This is a genomic window from Nocardioides sp. InS609-2 (genome assembly GCF_023208195.1).
In the GTDB taxonomy this organism is placed as follows: Bacteria; Actinomycetota; Actinomycetes; order Propionibacteriales; family Nocardioidaceae; genus Nocardioides.
In genome coordinates, this window is sequence record NZ_CP060034.1 from 3,074,432 (window position 1) to 3,092,561 (window position 18,130).

14 protein-coding genes are annotated in these 18,130 nt (G+C 69.6%); all 14 read left to right on the forward strand.

Translation table 11 applies throughout. The annotated features are described in order from the left end of the window. The first annotated feature begins 18 nt into the window (after window positions 1–18). The 14 genes from H4Q84_RS15940 (at window position 19) to xdhB (ending at window position 18,107) form a co-directional block, all read left to right on the forward strand. The gene (locus H4Q84_RS15940; RefSeq protein WP_248580064.1) at window positions 19–261 is read left to right on the forward strand and encodes a LacI family DNA-binding transcriptional regulator; all 243 of its coding nucleotides are present in this window, start codon (window positions 19–21) and stop codon (window positions 259–261) included. A 56-nt stretch (window positions 262–317) separates the two neighbouring features. Beyond that, window positions 318–1,604: an aldolase gene (locus H4Q84_RS15945; RefSeq protein WP_248580065.1), complete on the forward strand. Its 1,287-nt coding sequence runs from the start codon at window positions 318–320 to the stop codon at window positions 1,602–1,604. 132 nt (window positions 1,605–1,736) lie between these two features. Further along, the gene (gene pucL / locus H4Q84_RS15950; RefSeq protein ID WP_248580066.1) at window positions 1,737–2,663 is read left to right on the forward strand and encodes a factor-independent urate hydroxylase; all 927 of its coding nucleotides are present in this window, start codon (window positions 1,737–1,739) and stop codon (window positions 2,661–2,663) included. Window positions 2,664–2,694: 31 nt separating this feature from the next. Next, window positions 2,695–4,677 carry a 2-oxo-4-hydroxy-4-carboxy-5-ureidoimidazoline decarboxylase gene (gene uraD / locus H4Q84_RS15955; RefSeq protein ID WP_248580067.1) on the forward strand — a complete coding sequence of 661 codons (1,983 nt, stop codon included), beginning with the start codon at window positions 2,695–2,697 and terminating at the stop codon, window positions 4,675–4,677. 104 nt (window positions 4,678–4,781) lie between these two features. Continuing rightward, complete coding sequence (uraD, locus tag H4Q84_RS15960) at window positions 4,782–5,315, forward strand: 2-oxo-4-hydroxy-4-carboxy-5-ureidoimidazoline decarboxylase (RefSeq protein ID WP_248580068.1); 534 nt, start codon at window positions 4,782–4,784, stop codon at window positions 5,313–5,315. Beyond that, entirely contained in the window at window positions 5,312–5,638 is a 327-nt protein-coding gene (uraH, locus tag H4Q84_RS15965) for a hydroxyisourate hydrolase (protein WP_248580069.1), read from the forward strand. Before uraD (H4Q84_RS15960) ends, uraH begins: the two co-directional genes overlap by 4 nt. 5 nt (window positions 5,639–5,643) lie before the next feature. Next, entirely contained in the window at window positions 5,644–7,056 is a 1,413-nt protein-coding gene (locus tag H4Q84_RS15970; protein ID WP_248580070.1) for an 8-oxoguanine deaminase, read from the forward strand. Window positions 7,057–7,142: 86 nt separating this feature from the next. Continuing rightward, window positions 7,143–7,970 carry a TIM barrel protein gene (locus H4Q84_RS15975; RefSeq protein ID WP_248580071.1) on the forward strand — a complete coding sequence of 276 codons (828 nt, stop codon included), beginning with the start codon at window positions 7,143–7,145 and terminating at the stop codon, window positions 7,968–7,970. After that, window positions 7,967–8,851, forward strand: coding sequence for a 2-hydroxy-3-oxopropionate reductase (locus H4Q84_RS15980; RefSeq protein WP_248580072.1), 885 nt, complete (start codon window positions 7,967–7,969; stop codon window positions 8,849–8,851). Before H4Q84_RS15975 ends, H4Q84_RS15980 begins: the two co-directional genes overlap by 4 nt. Window positions 8,852–8,884: 33 nt before the next feature. After that, a complete protein-coding gene (gcl, locus tag H4Q84_RS15985) occupies window positions 8,885–10,663 on the forward strand; it encodes a glyoxylate carboligase (RefSeq protein ID WP_248580073.1) in 1,779 nt (592 codons plus the stop codon). Between the two features lie 8 nt (window positions 10,664–10,671). Then, complete coding sequence (allB, locus tag H4Q84_RS15990) at window positions 10,672–13,158, forward strand: allantoinase AllB (protein ID WP_248580074.1); 2,487 nt, start codon at window positions 10,672–10,674, stop codon at window positions 13,156–13,158. Next, on the forward strand, window positions 13,155–13,982 hold the full coding sequence (locus tag H4Q84_RS15995) for a bifunctional allantoicase/(S)-ureidoglycine aminohydrolase (RefSeq protein WP_248580075.1): 828 nt from the start codon (window positions 13,155–13,157) through the stop codon (window positions 13,980–13,982). The genes allB and H4Q84_RS15995 overlap by 4 nt, the downstream gene beginning before the upstream one ends. Before the next feature lie 142 nt (window positions 13,983–14,124). Beyond that, window positions 14,125–15,642, forward strand: a complete 1,518-nt coding sequence (locus tag H4Q84_RS16000) for an FAD binding domain-containing protein (protein WP_248580076.1) — start codon at window positions 14,125–14,127, stop codon at window positions 15,640–15,642. Beyond that, entirely contained in the window at window positions 15,639–18,107 is a 2,469-nt protein-coding gene (xdhB, locus tag H4Q84_RS16005; protein ID WP_248580077.1) for a xanthine dehydrogenase molybdopterin binding subunit, read from the forward strand. Before H4Q84_RS16000 ends, xdhB begins: the two co-directional genes overlap by 4 nt. Window positions 18,108–18,130: the final 23 nt, after the last annotated feature.

Consider the following 18,130-nt stretch of genomic DNA (forward strand, 5'->3'; position numbering starts at 1 on the left):
CGATCACAGCGAGGCTCTGTGAACGCGCACCGACCGACCGTCAGCGGCGTCGCCGAGCGCGCTGGTGTCACGGTCGCGTCGGTGTTGCGGGCGCTCAACGGGCTCGCAGCCAGTGACGAGGTCCGGCATCGCGTCACGGAGGCGACCACCGCCCTGGGGCTGTCGGTCCAACGCGATGGCCCGTTCACTCAAGGTCCGGGCAACCTCAGCACCGCTCTGCCGGCGGCGATGTGGCCAGCGCCGACACGCTACGAGGGTTGACTTCCGTCATGCGGAAGATAATATCCGTGATGCGAATAACCTACGAAGGGCACGCCATGACGGACGACACCACCCTCGCGAACTCCGGCCCCTCCCGCGGCTCGGAGCGGGCCGCCGAGCTGGCCGAGAGCCTGGTCGAGCGCGTCGACACACTGCTGACCACCGCCGACGAAGCGCTGGCCGATGGCTACCCAGGGGACACCCCGGACCGGCAGCCGGTGCACACCGTCTACGTCGCCGCCGACCGCTACCACCCCGACTTGGTGCCGGCCTGGGGTCAGGCGGCCCTCGCGGCCATCGACGAGCACCCGGCCCTCTTCGCCGAGATCGTGGGGAGCGACGAGCTGGTCTCCCTGGTACGGGCCAAGCTCGAGGCCGAGCCGATCGAGGACCTGCGCCTTGACTTCGAGGACGGCTACGGCGACCGGGGTGACGAGGTCGAGGACGCCGACGCCGCCGCCGCCGCGACGGCGCTCGCCGCGGCAATCGAGGCGGGCACGGTAGCGCCGTACCGCGGGATCCGGTTCAAGAGCCTGGAGGCGCCGACCCGGCGCCGCGGGGTGCGGACGCTGACGTTGTTCGTCTCTCGGCTGCTCGACGAGGGCGCACCGCTGACGGACTTCGTGGTGACGCTGCCCAAGATCACCAGCCTCGCCCAGGTCGAGGCGATGGTCGAGCTGACCGAGCGGTTGGAGGACTCCCTGGGCCTGGACGCGCACGCTCTGCGCTTCGAGCTGCAGATCGAGACCCCGCAGTCGATCATCGGCCCGGACGGCAGCGCGCTGGTCGCGCCGATGATCCACGCCGGGGCGGGTCGGGTGACGGCGCTGCACTACGGCACCTATGACTACTCGGCCTTCTGTGGCATCCCGGCGGCCCACCAGTCCATGGAGCACCCGGTCGCCGACCACGCCAAGCTGGTCATGCAGGCCGCCGCCGCCGGCACCGGAGTCCGGCTCTCCGACGGGTCCACGAACATCTTGCCCGTAGGGGACGAGGCCGCCGTACGCCGTGGCTGGGAGCTGCACGCGCGGCTGGTCCGGCGCTCGCTCGAGCGGGGCTACTACCAGGGCTGGGATCTGCACCCGGCCCAGTTGCCGACTCGGTTCGCAGCGACCTACGCGTTCTACCGCGAGGGCTTCGACGCGGCCGCGCTTCGGCTGCGCAACTACCTGCAGCAGACCGGGTCCAGCGTGTTGGACGAGCCGGCAACCGCCCGGGCACTCGCCGACTTCGTGGTGCGCGCGATGGACTGTGGGGCGGTGTCGCCCGCCGAGGTCGAGGCCGCCGCCGGCGTCGATGCAGTCACCCTGACCGGGCTGGCCCGGCCGCGGCGGATGTGAGCCAATTCACCTCATACCGTTGACGACGGCGATGAGGAGTTCTACTATTCCGGAGAACGGTAATTGATTTCCGCAAAGCGGAAAAGTCTTCCGGGACTGCAACCCGGGAGCAAACGCTGAGATGAGCCTGAAATGAGCATCGTCCTCGGAGCAAACCAGTACGGGAAAGCCGAGAATCGCGTCGTCCGCATCTACCGCGACCCCGGTGGTGGGGGCCGCCACGAGATCCGGGACCTCAACGTCTCGACTTCGCTGCGCGGCGACTTCGAGGACGCCCACATCACCGGCGACCAGATCAAGGTGCTGCCGACCGACACCCAGAAGAACACCAGTTTCGCCTACGCCAAGGAGCACGGCGTCACCTCGCCCGAGGACTACGCGATCGCTCTCGGCACCCACTTCCTCGAAGCGGCGCCGCCGGCGTCTGGTGCGCGGATCGGGGTCGAGGAGTACGCCTGGGACCGGATCGCTGTCGACGGCGCCGGACACGACCACGCGTTCGTGCGCCGCGGCACGGAGACCCGCACCTGTGTGGTCACCGTGGAGGGCCGTGGCGAGGGCCAGCAGGTCTGGGTTGTCTCCGGCTTCAGCGACCTAGTGGTGCTGAAGTCCACCGGCTCGGAGTTCAAGGGCTTCCTCAAGGACAAGTACACGACCTTGCAGGAGACCGACGACCGCATCATGGCCACCTCGCTGTCAGCCCGCTGGCGCTACGAGGGCACTTCGGCCAGCCGAGACGCCGACTGGGACGCGACGTACGAGGACATCAAGAAGATCATGATGGCCGCGTTCGCCACCACCTACAGCCGAGCGTTGCAAGAGACGCTCTACGTAATGGGCAGGGACGTCCTCCAGGCCCACCCCGAGGTGGCCGAGGTGAAGTTCTCCGCCCCCAACAAGCACCACTTCCTGGTAGATCTTTCGCCCTTCGACCTGGAAAACAACGGCGAAGTCTTCATTGCCGCAGACCGCCCCTACGGCCTCATCGAGGCAGCCCTGACCCGCGACGACGCCTCGGAGCCCGGCCTGGCCTGGCTGAGCGTCCCGGGCTTTGTCTGAGCAGCCGATCCGACTCAAGTGAAGGTGTGAGATGAGCAGAGTTACAACCCCGGCGACGAAGCGCGCCGTCCACCCCGTCGACGAGGTGCTGCCTGTGCAGCAGCTTGCGGTCTACGGTCTCCAGCACGTGATGGCCTTCTACGCCGGCGCCGTGATCGTCCCGATCCTGCTGGCCGGAGCGATCGGCCTGAATGAGGAACAGCTGATTCACCTGATCAACGCTGACCTGTTCACCTGCGGCATCGCTTCGATCCTGCAGTCCGTCGGCGTCTGGAAGATCGGCGTCCGACTGCCCCTTCTCCAGGGCGTCACGTTCACCGCGGTCACGCCGATGATCATCATCGGCCTCGACAACGGCGGCGGCGTGGAGAGCCTCGTCTACATCTACGGCGCGGTTATCGTCGCCGGGCTGTTCACCCTGCTGATCGCGCCGTTCTTCTCCCAGCTGGTGCGGTTCTTCCCGCCGGTGGTCACCGGCACCGTCATCACCATCATCGGAATCACCCTGATCCCGGTGGCAGCCTTCGACGCCGGTGGCGGACAGTTCGCCTTCTTCAACCCCGACCTGGTGCCCGCGAACCTGAAGTTCGGCAGCTACACCAACCTGGCCCTGGCCACCTTCACGATCCTGGTGATCCTCGCGCTTACCCGGTTCGCCCGCGGCTTCCTCCAGACCGTCGCGGTCCTGGCGGGCCTGGTCATCGGCACGGCCGTGGCCGCGCTGGTCAGCGACGGCTCGGGCGGCAGGGTCGCGCAGTTCGGCGCTGTCGGGGGCGCGGACTGGATCGGCTTCACCGGTCCCTTCCACTTCGGTGCCCCGAAGTTCGCCGTCGTGCCCATCCTGCTGATGATCGTCGTCATGCTGATCACGGCGGTCGAGACCACCGGGGACGTCTACGCCACCGGCCAGATCGTGGAGAAGCCCATCGCCAAGCGTGACATCGCGGCGGCGCTGCGAGCTGATGGCCTGGCTACCTTCCTCGGCGGGGTGATGAACTCCTTTCCATACACCTGCTTCGCGGAGAACGTGGGTCTGGTGCGGCTGACCCGGGTCAAGAGCAGATGGGTGGTGGCCACCGCGGGCGCCATCATGATCCTGCTCGGGCTGCTGCCCAAGGCAGGCGCGATCGTGGCCAGCATTCCGTCCTCGGTTCTCGGTGGTGCGGCGTTGGTCATGTTCGGCACCGTCGCCGCGGTCGGCATCCAGACCCTGGGCAGGGTCGACTTCAACAGCCACCGCAACGTCATCGTGGTGGCCGTCAGCATCGGGATCGCGATGATCCCCGTCGGTCTTCCGCAGGTCGACGGCACCTCTGCCTTCCTGGTCGCGATGCCTGAGAACGTGCGCGCCTTCCTCAATTCCGGGATCACGACCGGGTCGATCGCGGCGATCCTGCTCAACTTGGGGTTGAACCACTTCGGTGGTCGCCCCGACCAGACGGAGGACCAGGGTCCGCGCTCGAACATAGAGGCCATCAACGCGATGTCGCGCGAGGAGTTCGTTGCCCTGGTCGCGCCGACGTACCAGGGTGATGTCGGCATCACGCAGGCCGTTGCCGACCGGCGACCCCTCGAGGACGCCAACGCGCTGCGGGCGGCGCTGCAAGACAAGTTGTTCTCCCTCGATCGGGACCAACAGCTGGCGCTGATGCGGTCCTACCCGAGCTTGGCCGGTGCCGACCTGCAGGAGCTCGACCATGCCGATCGGTCCTTCGTCGACCAGGCCACCGCCGGGCTGACGTTCCTCGGGGAGGACGAGCAGGCAGCCTTCACCGAGGTCAATGCGGCCTATCAGGAGAAGTTCGGATTCCCGTTGATCGTGGCAGCCCGCGAGCTCACTTCCGAGCAGGTGCTCGAGCAGGCCTGGGAGCGCTTGGACAACTCGGCCACCCAGGAACACGCAGCCGCGCTGTTGGAGATCGCCAAGATCGCCAACCATCGATTGGAGGACGTGGTCGAGGACACTACTCCGATGGGGTCGACCCGGGCAGCCACATTGGTCAGGCTGCACTGACGAGCGGTGGAGGCCGGACGCTCGCGGCCGGCCTCCCCTCGGGACGCTGAGAAGCCAGTCATCGACAACTACGACCCAAAGCCCACTCACGTAGGGGAAGAATCGTGTCCGACCCGGAAGACTTCACCATGCACGACTTCAACACGATGGCCGCCAAGGACCTCCGGCCGCGGCTGCTGGCCCTGACGTCGGCACCGGAGTGGGCGGATGAGCTCTTGGCGCGTCGCCCCCACGATGACCTCGCGATGTTGCTGGCCGCCTCCGATGACCTGGTGCTCGCGTTGTCGGAGGAGCAGGTCGACGCCGCGCTGTCCGGCCATCCCCGGATCGGGGAGAAGGCGATCGGCCTGGACGAGGAGTCAGCGGCTCGCTCCGCGCGCGAGCAGTCGGGGATGTCGCAGGCCGACGCCTCGCTGCAGCAGGCGATGGCGCGGGGCAACATCGACTACGAAGAACGGTTCGGCCGGATCTATCTCGTCGCCGCCGCTGGACGCAGTGCCGAGGACCTGCTCGGCTACCTGGATGACCGTCTCGACAACGACCCCGACGCCGAGCTCGGCGTCGTGCGCGGCGAGCTCGCGCTCATCACCCGCCTCCGCCTGACCGCTCTGGTCCAGCCCGCACCGAGGCAGCGATGAGCATCTCCACCCACGTCCTCGACGCCGCCCAGGGCACTCCAGCGGAAGGCATGGCACTTCGCCTCGAGCGCCAGGACGGCACGGTCGTGGGTAGCGGGACCACCAACGCCGACGGGCGCTGCCCTGAGCTGACCGAGGGCCTGGTCCTCGAGGCCGGCACCTACCGGATGCGGTTCGAGACCGGGGCGTGGTTCGCCCGCACCCAGACCCCGACCTTCTATCCCGGAGTCGAGCTGGTCTTCGAGGTCGCCGATCCTGCCGAGCACTACCACGTGCCGCTCCTTCTCAGTCCGTTCGCCTACTCCACCTACCGGGGCAGTTGAGCGACATGAGCGGCCCGGGCGGCCAGGTGGTCATCCTCGAAGGCGGCACCGTGGCGACGATGGACGGCGCCGGTACCGGTCTCGGCGCTCACGGCGAGGAGCACGCCTCGGGGCACGTGGTGGTCCGGGACGGGCGGATCACGGCGGTCGGCCCCGGTCCGGCCCCGGAGCCCGCGCCGGCTGACGGCGTACGCCGTGTCGACACGACCGGGTGCCTGGTCACCCCGGGGTTGGTCAACACCCACCATCACCTCTACCAGTGGGTGACGCGGGGGCTCGCAGTCGACGACGGCCTGTTCGGATGGCTGACCACCCTCTACCCGGTCTGGGGTCAGATCGACGAGGACGTCACCGGGGCGGCGGCGGCTGCCGGGCTCGGCTGGTTGGCCCGTACCGGCTGCACGACGTCGATGGATCACCACTACGTGTTCCCGTCCGACGCGGGAGACCTGCTCGGGGCGGAGATCGAGGCTGCCCGCGAGATCGGGCTCCGCTTCATGCCCACGCGTGGGTCGATGGACCTCGGCCGCTCGCAGGGCGGGCTGCCGCCCGACCACGTCGTCGAGGACATCGACACCATCCTGACCGCCACCGCCGCGGCAGTGGACGCCCATCACGACCCCGGACCAGACTCGATGCTGCGCATCGGGGTCGCTCCCTGCTCACCGTTCTCGGTCACGGCCGAGCTGCTCGCCGAGTCGGCGCAGCTGGCGCGCGACCGTGGAGTGCGCCTGCACACCCACCTGGCCGAGACCCAGGACGAGTCCGACTTCTGTGCCGAACGCTTCGCGATGTCGCCGGTCGACTACCTGGGCTCGTTGGGCTGGCTGGGTCCCGACGTGTGGTTCGCCCACGGCATCCACTTCGACGACGCCCAGATCGCCACGCTGGCCCGCAGCGGCACCGGGGTCGCACATTGCCCGTCGTCCAACGCCCGGCTGGGCGCCGGGATCTGCCGGCTCCGCGACCTCCGGGCAGCCGGCGTACCCGTGGGGCTGGGTGTCGACGGCGCCGCCAGCAATGAGGCGAGCTCGCTGATCGAGGAGGCCCGACACGCGCTGCTCTTCGCCCGGGCCACGGGAGGCCCCGAGGCCTTGACAGTTCGCGACGCCTTGCACGCCGCGACCATCGGCGGTGCCCGCACCCTCGGCTGGGATGACCAGATCGGGTCGCTCGAGGTGGGCAAACAGGCCGATCTCGCCGTCTGGCGGCTGGACACGCTGCCGCACGCCGACATCGTCGACCCGGTAGCCGCGCTGGTGCTGGGCGCGTCGCCGCCCCTGGACCTGCTACTGGTCGCCGGCCGGCCCGTCGTCGAGCAGAACCGGCTGGTCCGCGCCGACGAGGACGAGCTGCGGGCCCGTGCCCTGCAGCAGCACCGTCGCCTGATGAGCAGGGCCCGGATCTCCGGTCGATGAACACTCCGTGGCCTTGACCCCTGCGGCGGGGACGGCGTAGTCTTCGTGTCAACGGAAAAAGAATTCCACAAAGCGGAAAGGTGCCCATGACTGACCACGGCATCAGATACCTGGCGAACTGCTCGATGCTCTTCACCGAGCGGCCCTTGCTGGAGCGCCCCCAAGCAGCCAAGGACGCCGGCTTCGACGCCATCGAGTTCTGGTGGCCCTGGCCGGACCAGCCCGTCCCCGGCGATGGCGAGGTCGACTCCTTCGTGAGCGCTGTGCGGGAGGCCGACGTCCAGCTCGTCGGACTGAACTTCTTCGCCGGCGACCTGGCCGGACCTGACTGCGGGGTGCTGTCCATCCCCGCGCGGGCCACCGAGTTCCGCGACAACGTCGACGTCACGGTTGGCATCGGTGCACAGCTGGGAGTCTCCGGCTTCAACGCGCTCTTCGGCAACCGCGTCGACGAGGCCTCGCCCGAGGAGCAGGACGAGCTCGGGCGTGAGCAGCTCGGACTCGCCGCGACCGCCGCGGGCCGGATCGGCGCCACCGTGCTGGTCGAATCGGTCAGCGGGCCCAAGCCCTACCCGCTGCGCACCGCCGCCGACAGCGCGGCGGTCGTGGCCGACGTCCGCACGGCCGGTCACGACAACATCGGCTTCCTGTGCGACCTGTTCCACCTGGCCAACAACGGCGACGACGTCAGCGCGGCCATCGCGGCGTACGCCGACCTGATCGCCCATGTCCAGATCGCCGACTGCCCCGGCCGCGGCGAGCCCGGGACGGGCGACCTCGACCTCGACAAGCTGTTGGGCGACCTGCTCGCCCGCGGCTACGACGGGTGGGTCGGCCTGGAGTACAAGCCGACCACCGACACCGAAGCCAGCCTGGCCTGGCTGCCCACCCCTCGAAGGAGTTCCCACGCATGAGCACCATCGCTTTCATCGGCCTCGGCATCATGGGTCAGCCGATGTCGCTCCACCTGCAAGGCGCCGGCCACGACGTGTGCGGCGTCAACCTCGTGCCCGAGCGCACCAAGCCGCTCGTCGACGCGGGTGGCCGCGCCGCCACCTCGATCGCCGAAGCGGTCAAGGGTGCCGATGTCGTCGCCGTGATGGTGCCGGACTCTCCTGACGTGGAGGGCGTCCTCGCCGGCGAGGACGGTGTCTTCGAGCACGCCGATCCCGGCACCCTGATCATCGACTTCTCCAGCATCCGCCCCGACGTCACTTCGGCACTGGCCCAGCAAGCCACCGACCGAGGCTTTCGGCTCATCGACGCTCCGGTCTCCGGAGGTGAGGCGGGCGCGGTCAACGCCGTGCTGTCGATCATGGTGGGCGGCAGCGCGGAGGACTTCGCCGAGGCCAAACCCATCCTCGAGGCCGTCGGCAAGACCATCGTGCACGTCGGTCCGACTGGGGCCGGCCAGACCGTCAAGGCGGCCAACCAGCTGATCGTCGCGGTCAACATCCAGGTCGTCGCAGAGGCGCTGGTCTTCCTCGAGGCGTACGGCGTCGACACCGAGGCCGCGATGGAGGTGCTCGGCGGCGGGCTGGCCGGCTCCAAGGTGCTGGAGCAGAAGAAGGCCAACATGCTCGGCCGCACCTTCGACCCCGGCTTCCGCATCGACTTGCACCACAAGGACATGGGCATCGTCACCTCCGCGGCCCGCGAGGCCGGCGTAGTGCTGCCGCTGGGAGCGATCGCCGCCCAGCTGATGGCCTCCGCCCGCGCCAACGGCGACGGCGGCCTGGACCACTCCGCGCTGCTGCGCGGCGTCGAGCGGCTCTCCGGCCGCATCACCGACTGACTGACCCCCACGAGACCGAGAGCAGGAACACTCATGGCACGGATGACAGCGGCCCAGGCCGCAGTGGAGATCCTCAAGAAGGAAGGCGTCACCCACGTCTTCGGGCTGCCCGGGGCAGCCATCAACCCCTTCTACAAGGCGATGCAGACCAACGGCGGACTGCACCACACCCTGGCGCGCCACGTCGAGGGCGCCTCCCACATGGCCGAGGGCTACACCCGGGCCAAGGCCGGCAACATCGGGGTCTGTGTCGGCACCAGCGGGCCGGCCGGCACCGACATGATCACCGGTCTCTACTCCGCCACGGCCGACTCCATCCCGATCCTCTGCCTCACCGGGCAAGCGCCGGTGGCAAAGCTGCACAAAGAGGACTTCCAGGCCGTCGACATCGCCTCGATCGCCAAGCCGCTGACCAAGATGGCAGTCACCGTGCTGGAGGCCGCCCAAGTGCCGGGAGTGTTCGCCCAGGCCTTCCACCTGATGCGGTCGGGCCGTCCGGGCCCGGTGTTGATCGACCTGCCCATCGACGTCCAGATGACCGAGATCGAGTTCGACGTCGAGACCTACGCCTCGCTGCCGGTCTACAAGCCGAGTGCGACGCGTCCCCAGATCGAGAAGGCCGTCGACATGCTGCTCGCCTCGGAGCGCCCGTTGCTGGTCTCCGGTGGCGGCGTCGTCAACTCCGACGCTGCCGACCTGCTCATCGAGTTCGCCGAGCTGACCGGCGTGCCTGTCGTCCCGACCCTGATGGGCTGGGGCACGATCCCCGACGACCACGCGCTCAACGCCGGCATGGTCGGGCTGCAGACGTCTCACCGCTACGGCAACGCCACCATGCTTGCCGCCGACTTCGTGCTCGGCATCGGCAACCGGTGGGCCAACCGCCACACCGGCGGCGTGGAGACCTACACCGCCGGACGGACGTTCGTGCACGTCGACATCGAACCGACCCAGATCGGGCGCGTCTTCGCTCCCGACTTCGGCATCGTCTCCGACGCCAAGGCGGCCCTGGAGCTGTTCGTCGAGGTCGCCCGTGAGCGGCAGGCGGCCGGCACCCTGCCCGACCGGTCCAGTTGGGCCGAGGAGTGCCAGCAGCGCAAGCGCTCGATGTGGCGCAAGACCAACTTCGACGACGTCCCGGTCAAGCCGCAGCGGGTCTACCAGGAGATGAACCGCGCCTTCGGCAAGGACGTCCGCTACGTCTCGACCATCGGGCTCTCGCAGATCCAGGCGGCTCAGCTGCTGCACGTCTTCGAGCCCCGGCACTGGATCAACGCCGGCCAGGCCGGCCCGCTCGGCTGGACGATCCCCGCCGCCTTGGGCGTCGCGACCGCCGACCCCGAGTCCACGGTGGTCGCGCTGTCGGGTGACTACGACTTCCAGTTCATGATCGAGGAGCTCGCAGTCGGCGCGCAGTTCAACATTCCCTACATCCACGTGCTGGTGAACAACGCCTACCTCGGGCTGATCCGCCAGGCTCAGCGCGGCTTCGAGATGGACTACTGCGTGCAGTTGTCCTTCGACAACATCAACGCCCCCGAGCTCAACGGGTACGGCGTCGACCACGTCAAGGTCGCCGAGGGGCTGGGCTGCAAGGCGATCAGGGTCTTCGAGCCCGAGGAGATCCTGCCCGCGCTGGAGCAGGCCAAGAAGATGCTGGTCGAGCACGGCGTCCCGGTCGTGGTGGAAGTCATCCTCGAGCGGGTCACCAACGTCTCGATGGGGCTGAACATCGACGCGGTCACCGAGTTCGAGGAGCTCGCCGATACCGGCGAGCACGCCCCGACCGCGTTGTACGCCAACTTGGACTGACCAAGCCGATGCCCCGTGTCCTGTTGGCGCCCGACAAGTTCAAGGGCACGCTCACGTCTGCGGAGGTGGCCGCGCACCTCGGCGCCGGCATCCGGTCGGTCCGGCCCGACGTCGACATCGTCGTCGTGCCGGTCTCCGACGGCGGCGACGGGCTCCTGGATGCGGCCACCCGCGCTGGGTTCGAGGCCGTGCCGGTGCGAGCCAGCGGGCCGACCGGGTCGCCCGTCGACACGTCGTACGTCCGCCGAGGGGACGAGGCGGTGATCGAGATGGCCGAGATCTGTGGACTGGTCCGGCTTCCCGAGGGAATCCCGGCGCCCATGACCGCCACGAGCCGCGGGGTGGGCGAGGTCATCGCCGCCGCGCTCGACGCCGGCTGCGAGCAGATCATGCTCGGCATCGGCGGTAGCGCCTCCACGGACGGCGGCGCCGGCATGCTGCGCGCGCTCGGCGCTCGGCTGCTCGACGGGCAGGGCGATGAGATCGACGAAGGCGGTGGAGCGCTGGCGGCGGTCGCCGCCGTGGACCTCACCGCCCTGCATCCCGAGCTGCGGGCAGCCCGGATCACCGTGGCCTGCGACGTCGACAACCCGCTGACCGGGTCGGAGGGAGCGGCCGCGGTCTACGGTCCGCAGAAGGGCGCCACCCCTGACCAGATCCACGAGCTCGACGGTGCCCTGTCCAGGTTCGCAGATGTGGTCGCGACCGATACCGGTCGTGACCTCCGCGACGACCCGGGGGCAGGCGCCGCGGGTGGAGTCGGGTTCGGCGCGATCGCCGTGCTCGGAGCCAGGCTGCGACCTGGCGCCGACGTGGTGCAGGATCTGACGGGACTCGAGGCGGCGATGGCGGGTGTCGACCTGGTAGTGACGGGCGAAGGGGCGCTCGACAAGCAGACTTTGCACGGCAAGGCGCCGGCAGGGGTGGCCGCGGCCGCCCGCCGCGCCGGCCTCCCCGTCGTCGCGGTGGCCGGACGGTGCGTGCTGGACGCCGCGACCCTGCGCGCAGCAGGGATCGGCACCGTCTATGCCCTCACCGACTTCGCTTCCTACCCCGACGAGTCCTTTGTCGCGCCCGGGCCTTTGCTGGAGCGAGTCGGCGCGAAGATTGCCACGCACGACATGATCAGAGGCGTGAGTGCGCAGCCCGACCTCCCTGATCTCGTCATCCGAGCCCAACGCGCCATCGTGGACGGCGCCGAGATCTCCTGCAGCGTCGTGGTCAGCGACGGCCAGATCGTGGCCCTGGAGGCCTACGACGCCGAGGTCGACGCCGTCGCACACGTCGTGCTGGGCGACGACGAGGTACTCCTGCCGGGGCTGGTGGACACCCATGTCCACGTCAACGAGCCCGGCCGCACCGAGTGGGAGGGCTTCGCCTCCGCCACGCGGGCGGCCGCTGCCGGTGGCGTCACCACGATCATCGACATGCCGCTCAACTCCGTGCCGCCCACCACCACCCTCACGGCCCTGCGCACCAAGCAGGACGTCGCCCGCGACCAGATCGTCGTCGACGTCGGCTTCTGGGGCGGGGCCGTCCCTGGCAACCTCGCCGACCTGAGCCTGCTGCACGAGGCCGGGGTGTTCGGGTTCAAGTGCTTCCTCATCCACTCCGGCGTCGACGAGTTCGCGCACCTGGACGCCGACGGGTTCGCCAAAGCCATGGACGAGGTGTCCCGGCTCGGGGCCCTGATGCTGGTGCACGCCGAGCACTCCGGCCAGATCGACGACAGCCGGGCGGCCGGAGCGTCGTACGCCGGCTTCCTGGCCTCGCGACCACCCGCGGCCGAGCAGTCCGCCATCGCCGAGGTCATCGCCGAGGCCGAGCGCACCGGCGCCCGCACCCACCTGCTCCACCTCAGCAGCGCAGCGGCGCTGCCCGCGCTGCGCCGCGCCCGCGCGGGGGCAGCCGACCTCACGGTCGAGACCTGCCCTCACTACCTGGTCCTCGACGCCAGTGAGGTCCCTGACGGAGCCACCGAGTTCAAGTGCTGCCCTCCGATCCGCGACGCCGGCAACCGCGAGCAGCTCTGGGCCGGACTCGCCGACGGCGACATCGACATGGTCGTCTCCGACCACTCGCCGAGCACGCCCGAGCTCAAGTGGGCGCCCGGCGGGCCGGCTAGTGGCGACTTCGCGCAGGCCTGGGGTGGCATCGCCTCCCTTCAGATCTCCCTCCCGGCCGTCTGGACTGCTGCCCGGGTGCACGGGCACTCCCTCACCGACGTCGTGCGGTGGATGGCCCAGGCGCCCGCCGACCGGGTCGGTCTCACGCACAAGGGCCGCCTGGCCGTCGGCGCCGACGCCGATCTGGTCGTGCTGGCGCCCGACGAGGAGTTCGACGTGGACGTGGCCCGGCTCGCGCACAAGAATCCCGTCTCCGCCTACGCCGGGCGGCGGCTCTCCGGAGTGGTCCGCCGCACCTGGCTGCGCGGGATCCCCGTCACCACCGAAAGCGCGCCGCACGGCCGCTTCCTGCAGAGAGGACGACGATGAGCACCTACTACGCCCCCGAAGGTGGCCTGCCGCCAGGCAGCCGCCTGACCACGGACCGGGCCGTCTTCAACGAGGCGTACGTCGTGATCCCGCGCGGGTCGATGAGCGACATCGTGACGAGCCGGCTGCCCTTCTGGGACGACACCAGGCTCTGGGTGCTCGCACGGCCGCTCTCCGGCTTCGCCGAGACCTTCAGCCAGTACCTGATGGAGGTCGGGCCGCAGGGTGGCAGCGACCGACCCGAGAGCAACCCGGACGCGGAGGCCGTGCTGTTCCTGCTCGAAGGCAGCCTGCGCCTCACCGTGGACGGTGCAGAGCACCCGCTGGAGCCGGGTGGCTACGCGTTCTTGCCCCCCGGCTGCGTGTGGACGGCGCGCAATCCGGGCTCGGAGCCGGCGAAGTTCCACTGGCTCCGCAAGGCTTATGAGCGGGTCGAGGGCATCGACGTGCCCGAGGCGTTCGTCGTCAACGAGCGCGACGTCGAGCCGCTGGGGATGCCGGGCACCGACAACACCTGGTGCACGACCCGCTTCGTCGACCCCGACGACGTACGCCATGACATGCACGTCAACATCGTGAGCTTCGAGCCCGGCGGCGCGATCACCTTCCCCGAGACCCACGTCATGGAGCACGGCATCTACGTGCTCGAGGGCAAGGCGGTCTACCTCCTCAATGAGGACTGGGTCGAGGTTCAGGCCGGCGACTTCCTATGGCTGCGCGCCTTCTGCCCCCAGGCCTGCTACGCGGGCGGACCGGGCAAGTTCCGCTACCTGATCTACAAGGACATGCACCGGCAGATGAAGCTCGTCAACCCGGTCTCCTAGACAGGTAACGCGGTCACCTTTCTCCCGGATCGTGGAAATAGTTTTCCGAAACCCCTTCCGCGGATGGTCACTGTCTGCGTAGGATCGAGCGACGACAAAGCTCGCGTGACGCACGTCACAGCGAAGAGGAGGCGGCACAGTGATGACGGCAGGCACGAGCACCCCCGAGGCGACGGTCAACGGTCGGACCGCGTGGTTCGCCGGCGTGACGCCGCACACCACTGCCCTGGACTGGTTGCGCGACAGCGGACTGACCGGCTCCAAGGAAGGCTGCGCTGAGGGGGAATGTGGTGCCTGCGCGATCATGGTCGCGCGGCCCTCGACGACCGGCGACCAGAGCACCGAATGGGTCTCGATCAACGCCTGCCTGATCCCGGCCGCCTCGCTCGACGGCCAGGAGGTGCTGACGGCCGAGGGCCTTGGCTCCCCCACAGACCTGCACCCGGTCCAGCACGAGATGGCGGTGCGCGGTGGCTCCCAGTGCGGCTACTGCACCCCGGGCTTCGTGTGCAGCATGGCCGCCGAGTTCTATCGCGCCGGCCGCTGCCAGCCGCACGCGGTGTCAGGCACGCCGGAGGTGAGCAGGGCAGCCACTGACCCCAATGCGCCCGAAGCCGAGGCCGACCGCGAGCACGGCCCCAACGGCTTCGACCTGCACGCGCTCAGCGGCAACCTGTGCCGCTGCACCGGCTACCGCCCGATCCGGGACGCGGCATTCGCCCTCGGTGAGCCCTCCGCCGACGACGCGTTCGCCGCGCGTCGAGACCTTGCCCCGCCGGCCCCGCGCCCGACCCGGATCAGCGCGGGTGGCGCGGAGTTCGTGCGGCCAGCCGATCTTTCCGAAACCTTGCGCCTGCTCGCCGAGCGGCCCGATGCCGTCCTGGTCGCCGGCTCCACCGACTGGGGTGTCGAGGTCAACATCCGCGGCGTGCGGGTGCCTCTGGTCGTCGCCATCGACCGGCTCCCCGAGCTGCGCGATGTGGCCGTCGACGCCGACCGCATCCGGCTGGGCGCCGCGCTGACGCTTACCGAGATCGAGCGCCGCCTCGACGGTCTGGTGCCGCTCCTGGGCGAAGTCTTCCCGCAGTTCGCATCACGGTTGATCCGCAACGGCGCCACTCTCGGCGGCAACCTCGGCACCGGCTCGCCGATCGGCGACGCGCCACCCGCGCTCCTCGCCCTCGACGTTCACCTCGTGCTCGCCTCGACGGATGGTGAACGGACCGTGCCGCTGACCGACTACTTCACCGGCTACCGGCAGACCGTGCGCCGACCCGGCGAGCTCATCAAGGAGATCGTGGTCCCGCGGCCCCTCGCGGAGCTGACGGCCTTCCACAAGATCGCCAAGCGACGCTTCGACGACATCTCCAGCGTTGCGGTGGCCTTCGCCCTCGACGTCACCGACGGCGTCGTCCGGCGCGCCGCGATCGGGCTGGGCGGTGTGGCCGCCACTCCGATCCGAGCGCGCGACACCGAGGCTGCCCTGGTCGGCCGGCCATGGACGGAGGAGACCGTGCGTGCCGCGGCGGAGGTGATGGCCGCCGAGGGCACACCCCTTGACGACCACCGAGCAAGTGCTTCCTACCGTTCGGCGATGCTCGGCCAGTCCCTGCTCAAGCTGCACGCCCAGCATGTGCTCTCGGAAGGAGCTCCCGCATGAGCCACCTCTCCCAGCGCCCCGACGTCCCGGGCGGCGTGCTCGAGATCGGCCGGGCCATCCCGCACGAGTCCGCCGCTCTGCACGTGACCGGACAGGCTCTCTACACCGACGACCTCGTGGTCCGTACCAAGGACTGCCTGCACGCATGGCCGGTCCAAGCGACGCAGGCCAAGGCCCGGATCACCCGTCTCGACGTCGACCCGGCGTACGCCGTGCCGGGGGTCGTCCGGGTGCTGACCGCGGCCGACGTGCCCGGCGTCAACGACGCCGGGGTCAAGCACGACGAGCCGCTCTTCCCCGACGAGGTGCGCTTCTACGGCCATGCCGTGTGCTGGGTGCTCGGCGAGACCCAGGAGGCGGCCCGGCTCGGCGCTGCCGCGGTGGTGCTCGAGCTCGAGCCGCTGCCCGCCCTCGTCAACGTCAAGGAGGCCATCGCAGCCGACGAGTTCCAGGGAGCCCAGCCGACGGTGAGTCGTGGCGACCTGGACGCCGGCATCGACGCCTCGGCGCACGTGTTCAGCGGTGAGTTCGAGTTCGCCGGCCAGGAGCACTTCTACCTCGAGACCCACTGCGCGCTCGCGCAGGTCGACGAGGGTGGCCAGATCTTCATCCAGAGCAGCTCCCAGCACCCTTCGGAGACCCAGGAGATCGTGGCCCACGTGCTCGGCCTGCCCAGCTCCGAGATCACCGTGCAGTGCCTGCGGATGGGCGGGGCGTTCGGCGGCAAGGAGATGCAGCCGCACGGGTTCGCCGCGATCGCGGCCCTGGGCAGCATCCTCACCGGCCGCCCGGTCCGGCTGCGGCTCAACCGCACCCAGGACCTCACCATGTCGGGCAAGCGACACGGGTTCCACGCCGAGTGGCGGGCGGGATTCGCCGACGACGGCACGATCCAGGCGCTCGAGGCGAGCCTGACCGCTGACGGTGGCTGGAGCTTGGACCTCTCCGAGCCGGTGCTGGCGCGGGCCCTGTGCCACATCGACAACGCCTACTGGATCCCCAACATCGTGGTCAATGGGCGGGTCGCGCGCACCAACAAGACCTCGCAGACCGCCTTCCGCGGCTTCGGCGGACCACAGGGCATGCTCGTGATCGAGGACATCCTCGGCCGGTGCGCCCCGTTGTTGGGACTGGACTCGAGCGAGCTGCGCCGTCGCAACTTCTACGGCGCCGACCAGACCACGCCGTACGGCCAACCGGTGCGTCACGCCGAGCGGATCAACGCCGTGTGGGAGCAGGTGCACGAGACCGGTGAGCTGGCACGGCGTCGCGAGGAGATCGCGCGCTTCAACGCCGAGCACCCGCACACCAAGCGGGCGCTGGCGGTGACCCCGGTCAAGTTCGGCATCTCCTTCAACCTCACTGCCTTCAACCAGGCCGGTGCGCTCGTGCACGTCTACAAGGACGGCTCGGTGCTGATCAACCACGGCGGCACCGAGATGGGCCAGGGGCTGCACACCAAGATGCTCCAGGTGGCCGCGACCACCCTGGGCGTACCCCTCGGCACGGTGCGGCTCGCGCCGACCCGCACCGACAAGGTGCCCAACACCTCGGCGACAGCGGCATCCTCCGGTGCCGACCTCAATGGCGGTGCGGTCAAGAACGCCTGTGAGCAGATCCAGACTCGGCTCGCGCAGGTGGCTGCGGCCGCCCTCGGGGTTTCCGCAGCCGACGTCCGGTTCGTCGACGGCGAGGTGACCGCGATCGGACGCACCGGCGTGGGCATCTCCTGGGCGGAGGTCGTCCGCACCGCCTACTTCCAACGGGTGCAGCTCTCAGCGGCCGGCTACTACCGCACCGAGGGGCTGCACTGGGACTCCTCGATCATGCACGGCTCGCCGTTCAAGTACTTCGCCTACGGCGCCGCCGCGACCGAGGTGGAGGTCGACGGCTTCACCGGCGCCTACGCCACCCGGCGCGTCGACATCGTCCACGACGTCGGCGACAGCCTCTCGCCGCTGATCGACATCGGCCAGATCGAGGGTGGCTTCGTCCAGGGAGCCGGTTGGCTCACCCTGGAGGACCTGCGCTGGGATGAGAGCGACGGTCCGCACCGCGGTCGGCTGGCCACCCAGGCGGCCAGCACCTACAAGCTGCCCAGCTTCTCCGAGATGCCTCAGGACTTCCGGGTCGCGCTGCTCGACCGGGCCCACGAGGACGGCGCGGTGTACGGCTCCAAGGCCGTGGGCGAGCCGCCGCTGATGCTGGCCTTCTCGGTCCGCGAGGCACTTCGCGAGGCGGCCGCGGCCTTCGGCCCGGCCGGCACCAGCGTCGACCTGGCCTCGCCAGCGACCCCGGAGGCGGTCTGGTGGGCGCTCGACGAGGCCCGTCGCGGTCACGACGAGGGTCATCTGGTGCAGGGCAAGCCCGGTCACCAGCCGGAGCCCACCGACCCCGACGCGCCGGTGCGGATGCCGGAGTCGGAGTTCGGGCAGACCGCGGTGCCGCACCTCACCCAGGCCTAGGACGAGCACGAGGAACGGGAATG

Excerpts from the sequence above, each read along its gene's own strand:
- allB (WP_248580074.1), top strand. The coding sequence starts at position 10,672 with ATGCCCCGTGTCCTGTTGGCGCCCGACAAGTTCAAGGGCACGCTCACG.
- uraH (WP_248580069.1), top strand. The coding sequence starts at position 5,312 with ATGAGCATCTCCACCCACGTCCTCGACGCCGCCCAGGGCACTCCAGCG.
- pucL (WP_248580066.1), top strand. The coding sequence starts at position 1,737 with ATGAGCATCGTCCTCGGAGCAAACCAGTACGGGAAAGCCGAGAATCGC.
- H4Q84_RS15945 (WP_248580065.1), top strand. The coding sequence starts at position 318 with ATGACGGACGACACCACCCTCGCGAACTCCGGCCCCTCCCGCGGCTCG.
- xdhB (WP_248580077.1), top strand. The coding sequence starts at position 15,639 with ATGAGCCACCTCTCCCAGCGCCCCGACGTCCCGGGCGGCGTGCTCGAG.
- H4Q84_RS15975 (WP_248580071.1), top strand. The coding sequence starts at position 7,143 with ATGACTGACCACGGCATCAGATACCTGGCGAACTGCTCGATGCTCTTC.
- H4Q84_RS15970 (WP_248580070.1), top strand. The coding sequence starts at position 5,644 with ATGAGCGGCCCGGGCGGCCAGGTGGTCATCCTCGAAGGCGGCACCGTG.
- H4Q84_RS16000 (WP_248580076.1), top strand. The coding sequence starts at position 14,125 with ATGACGGCAGGCACGAGCACCCCCGAGGCGACGGTCAACGGTCGGACC.
- H4Q84_RS15995 (WP_248580075.1), top strand. The coding sequence starts at position 13,155 with ATGAGCACCTACTACGCCCCCGAAGGTGGCCTGCCGCCAGGCAGCCGC.
- uraD (WP_248580067.1), top strand. The coding sequence starts at position 2,695 with ATGAGCAGAGTTACAACCCCGGCGACGAAGCGCGCCGTCCACCCCGTC.
- gcl (WP_248580073.1), top strand. The coding sequence starts at position 8,885 with ATGGCACGGATGACAGCGGCCCAGGCCGCAGTGGAGATCCTCAAGAAG.
- H4Q84_RS15980 (WP_248580072.1), top strand. The coding sequence starts at position 7,967 with ATGAGCACCATCGCTTTCATCGGCCTCGGCATCATGGGTCAGCCGATG.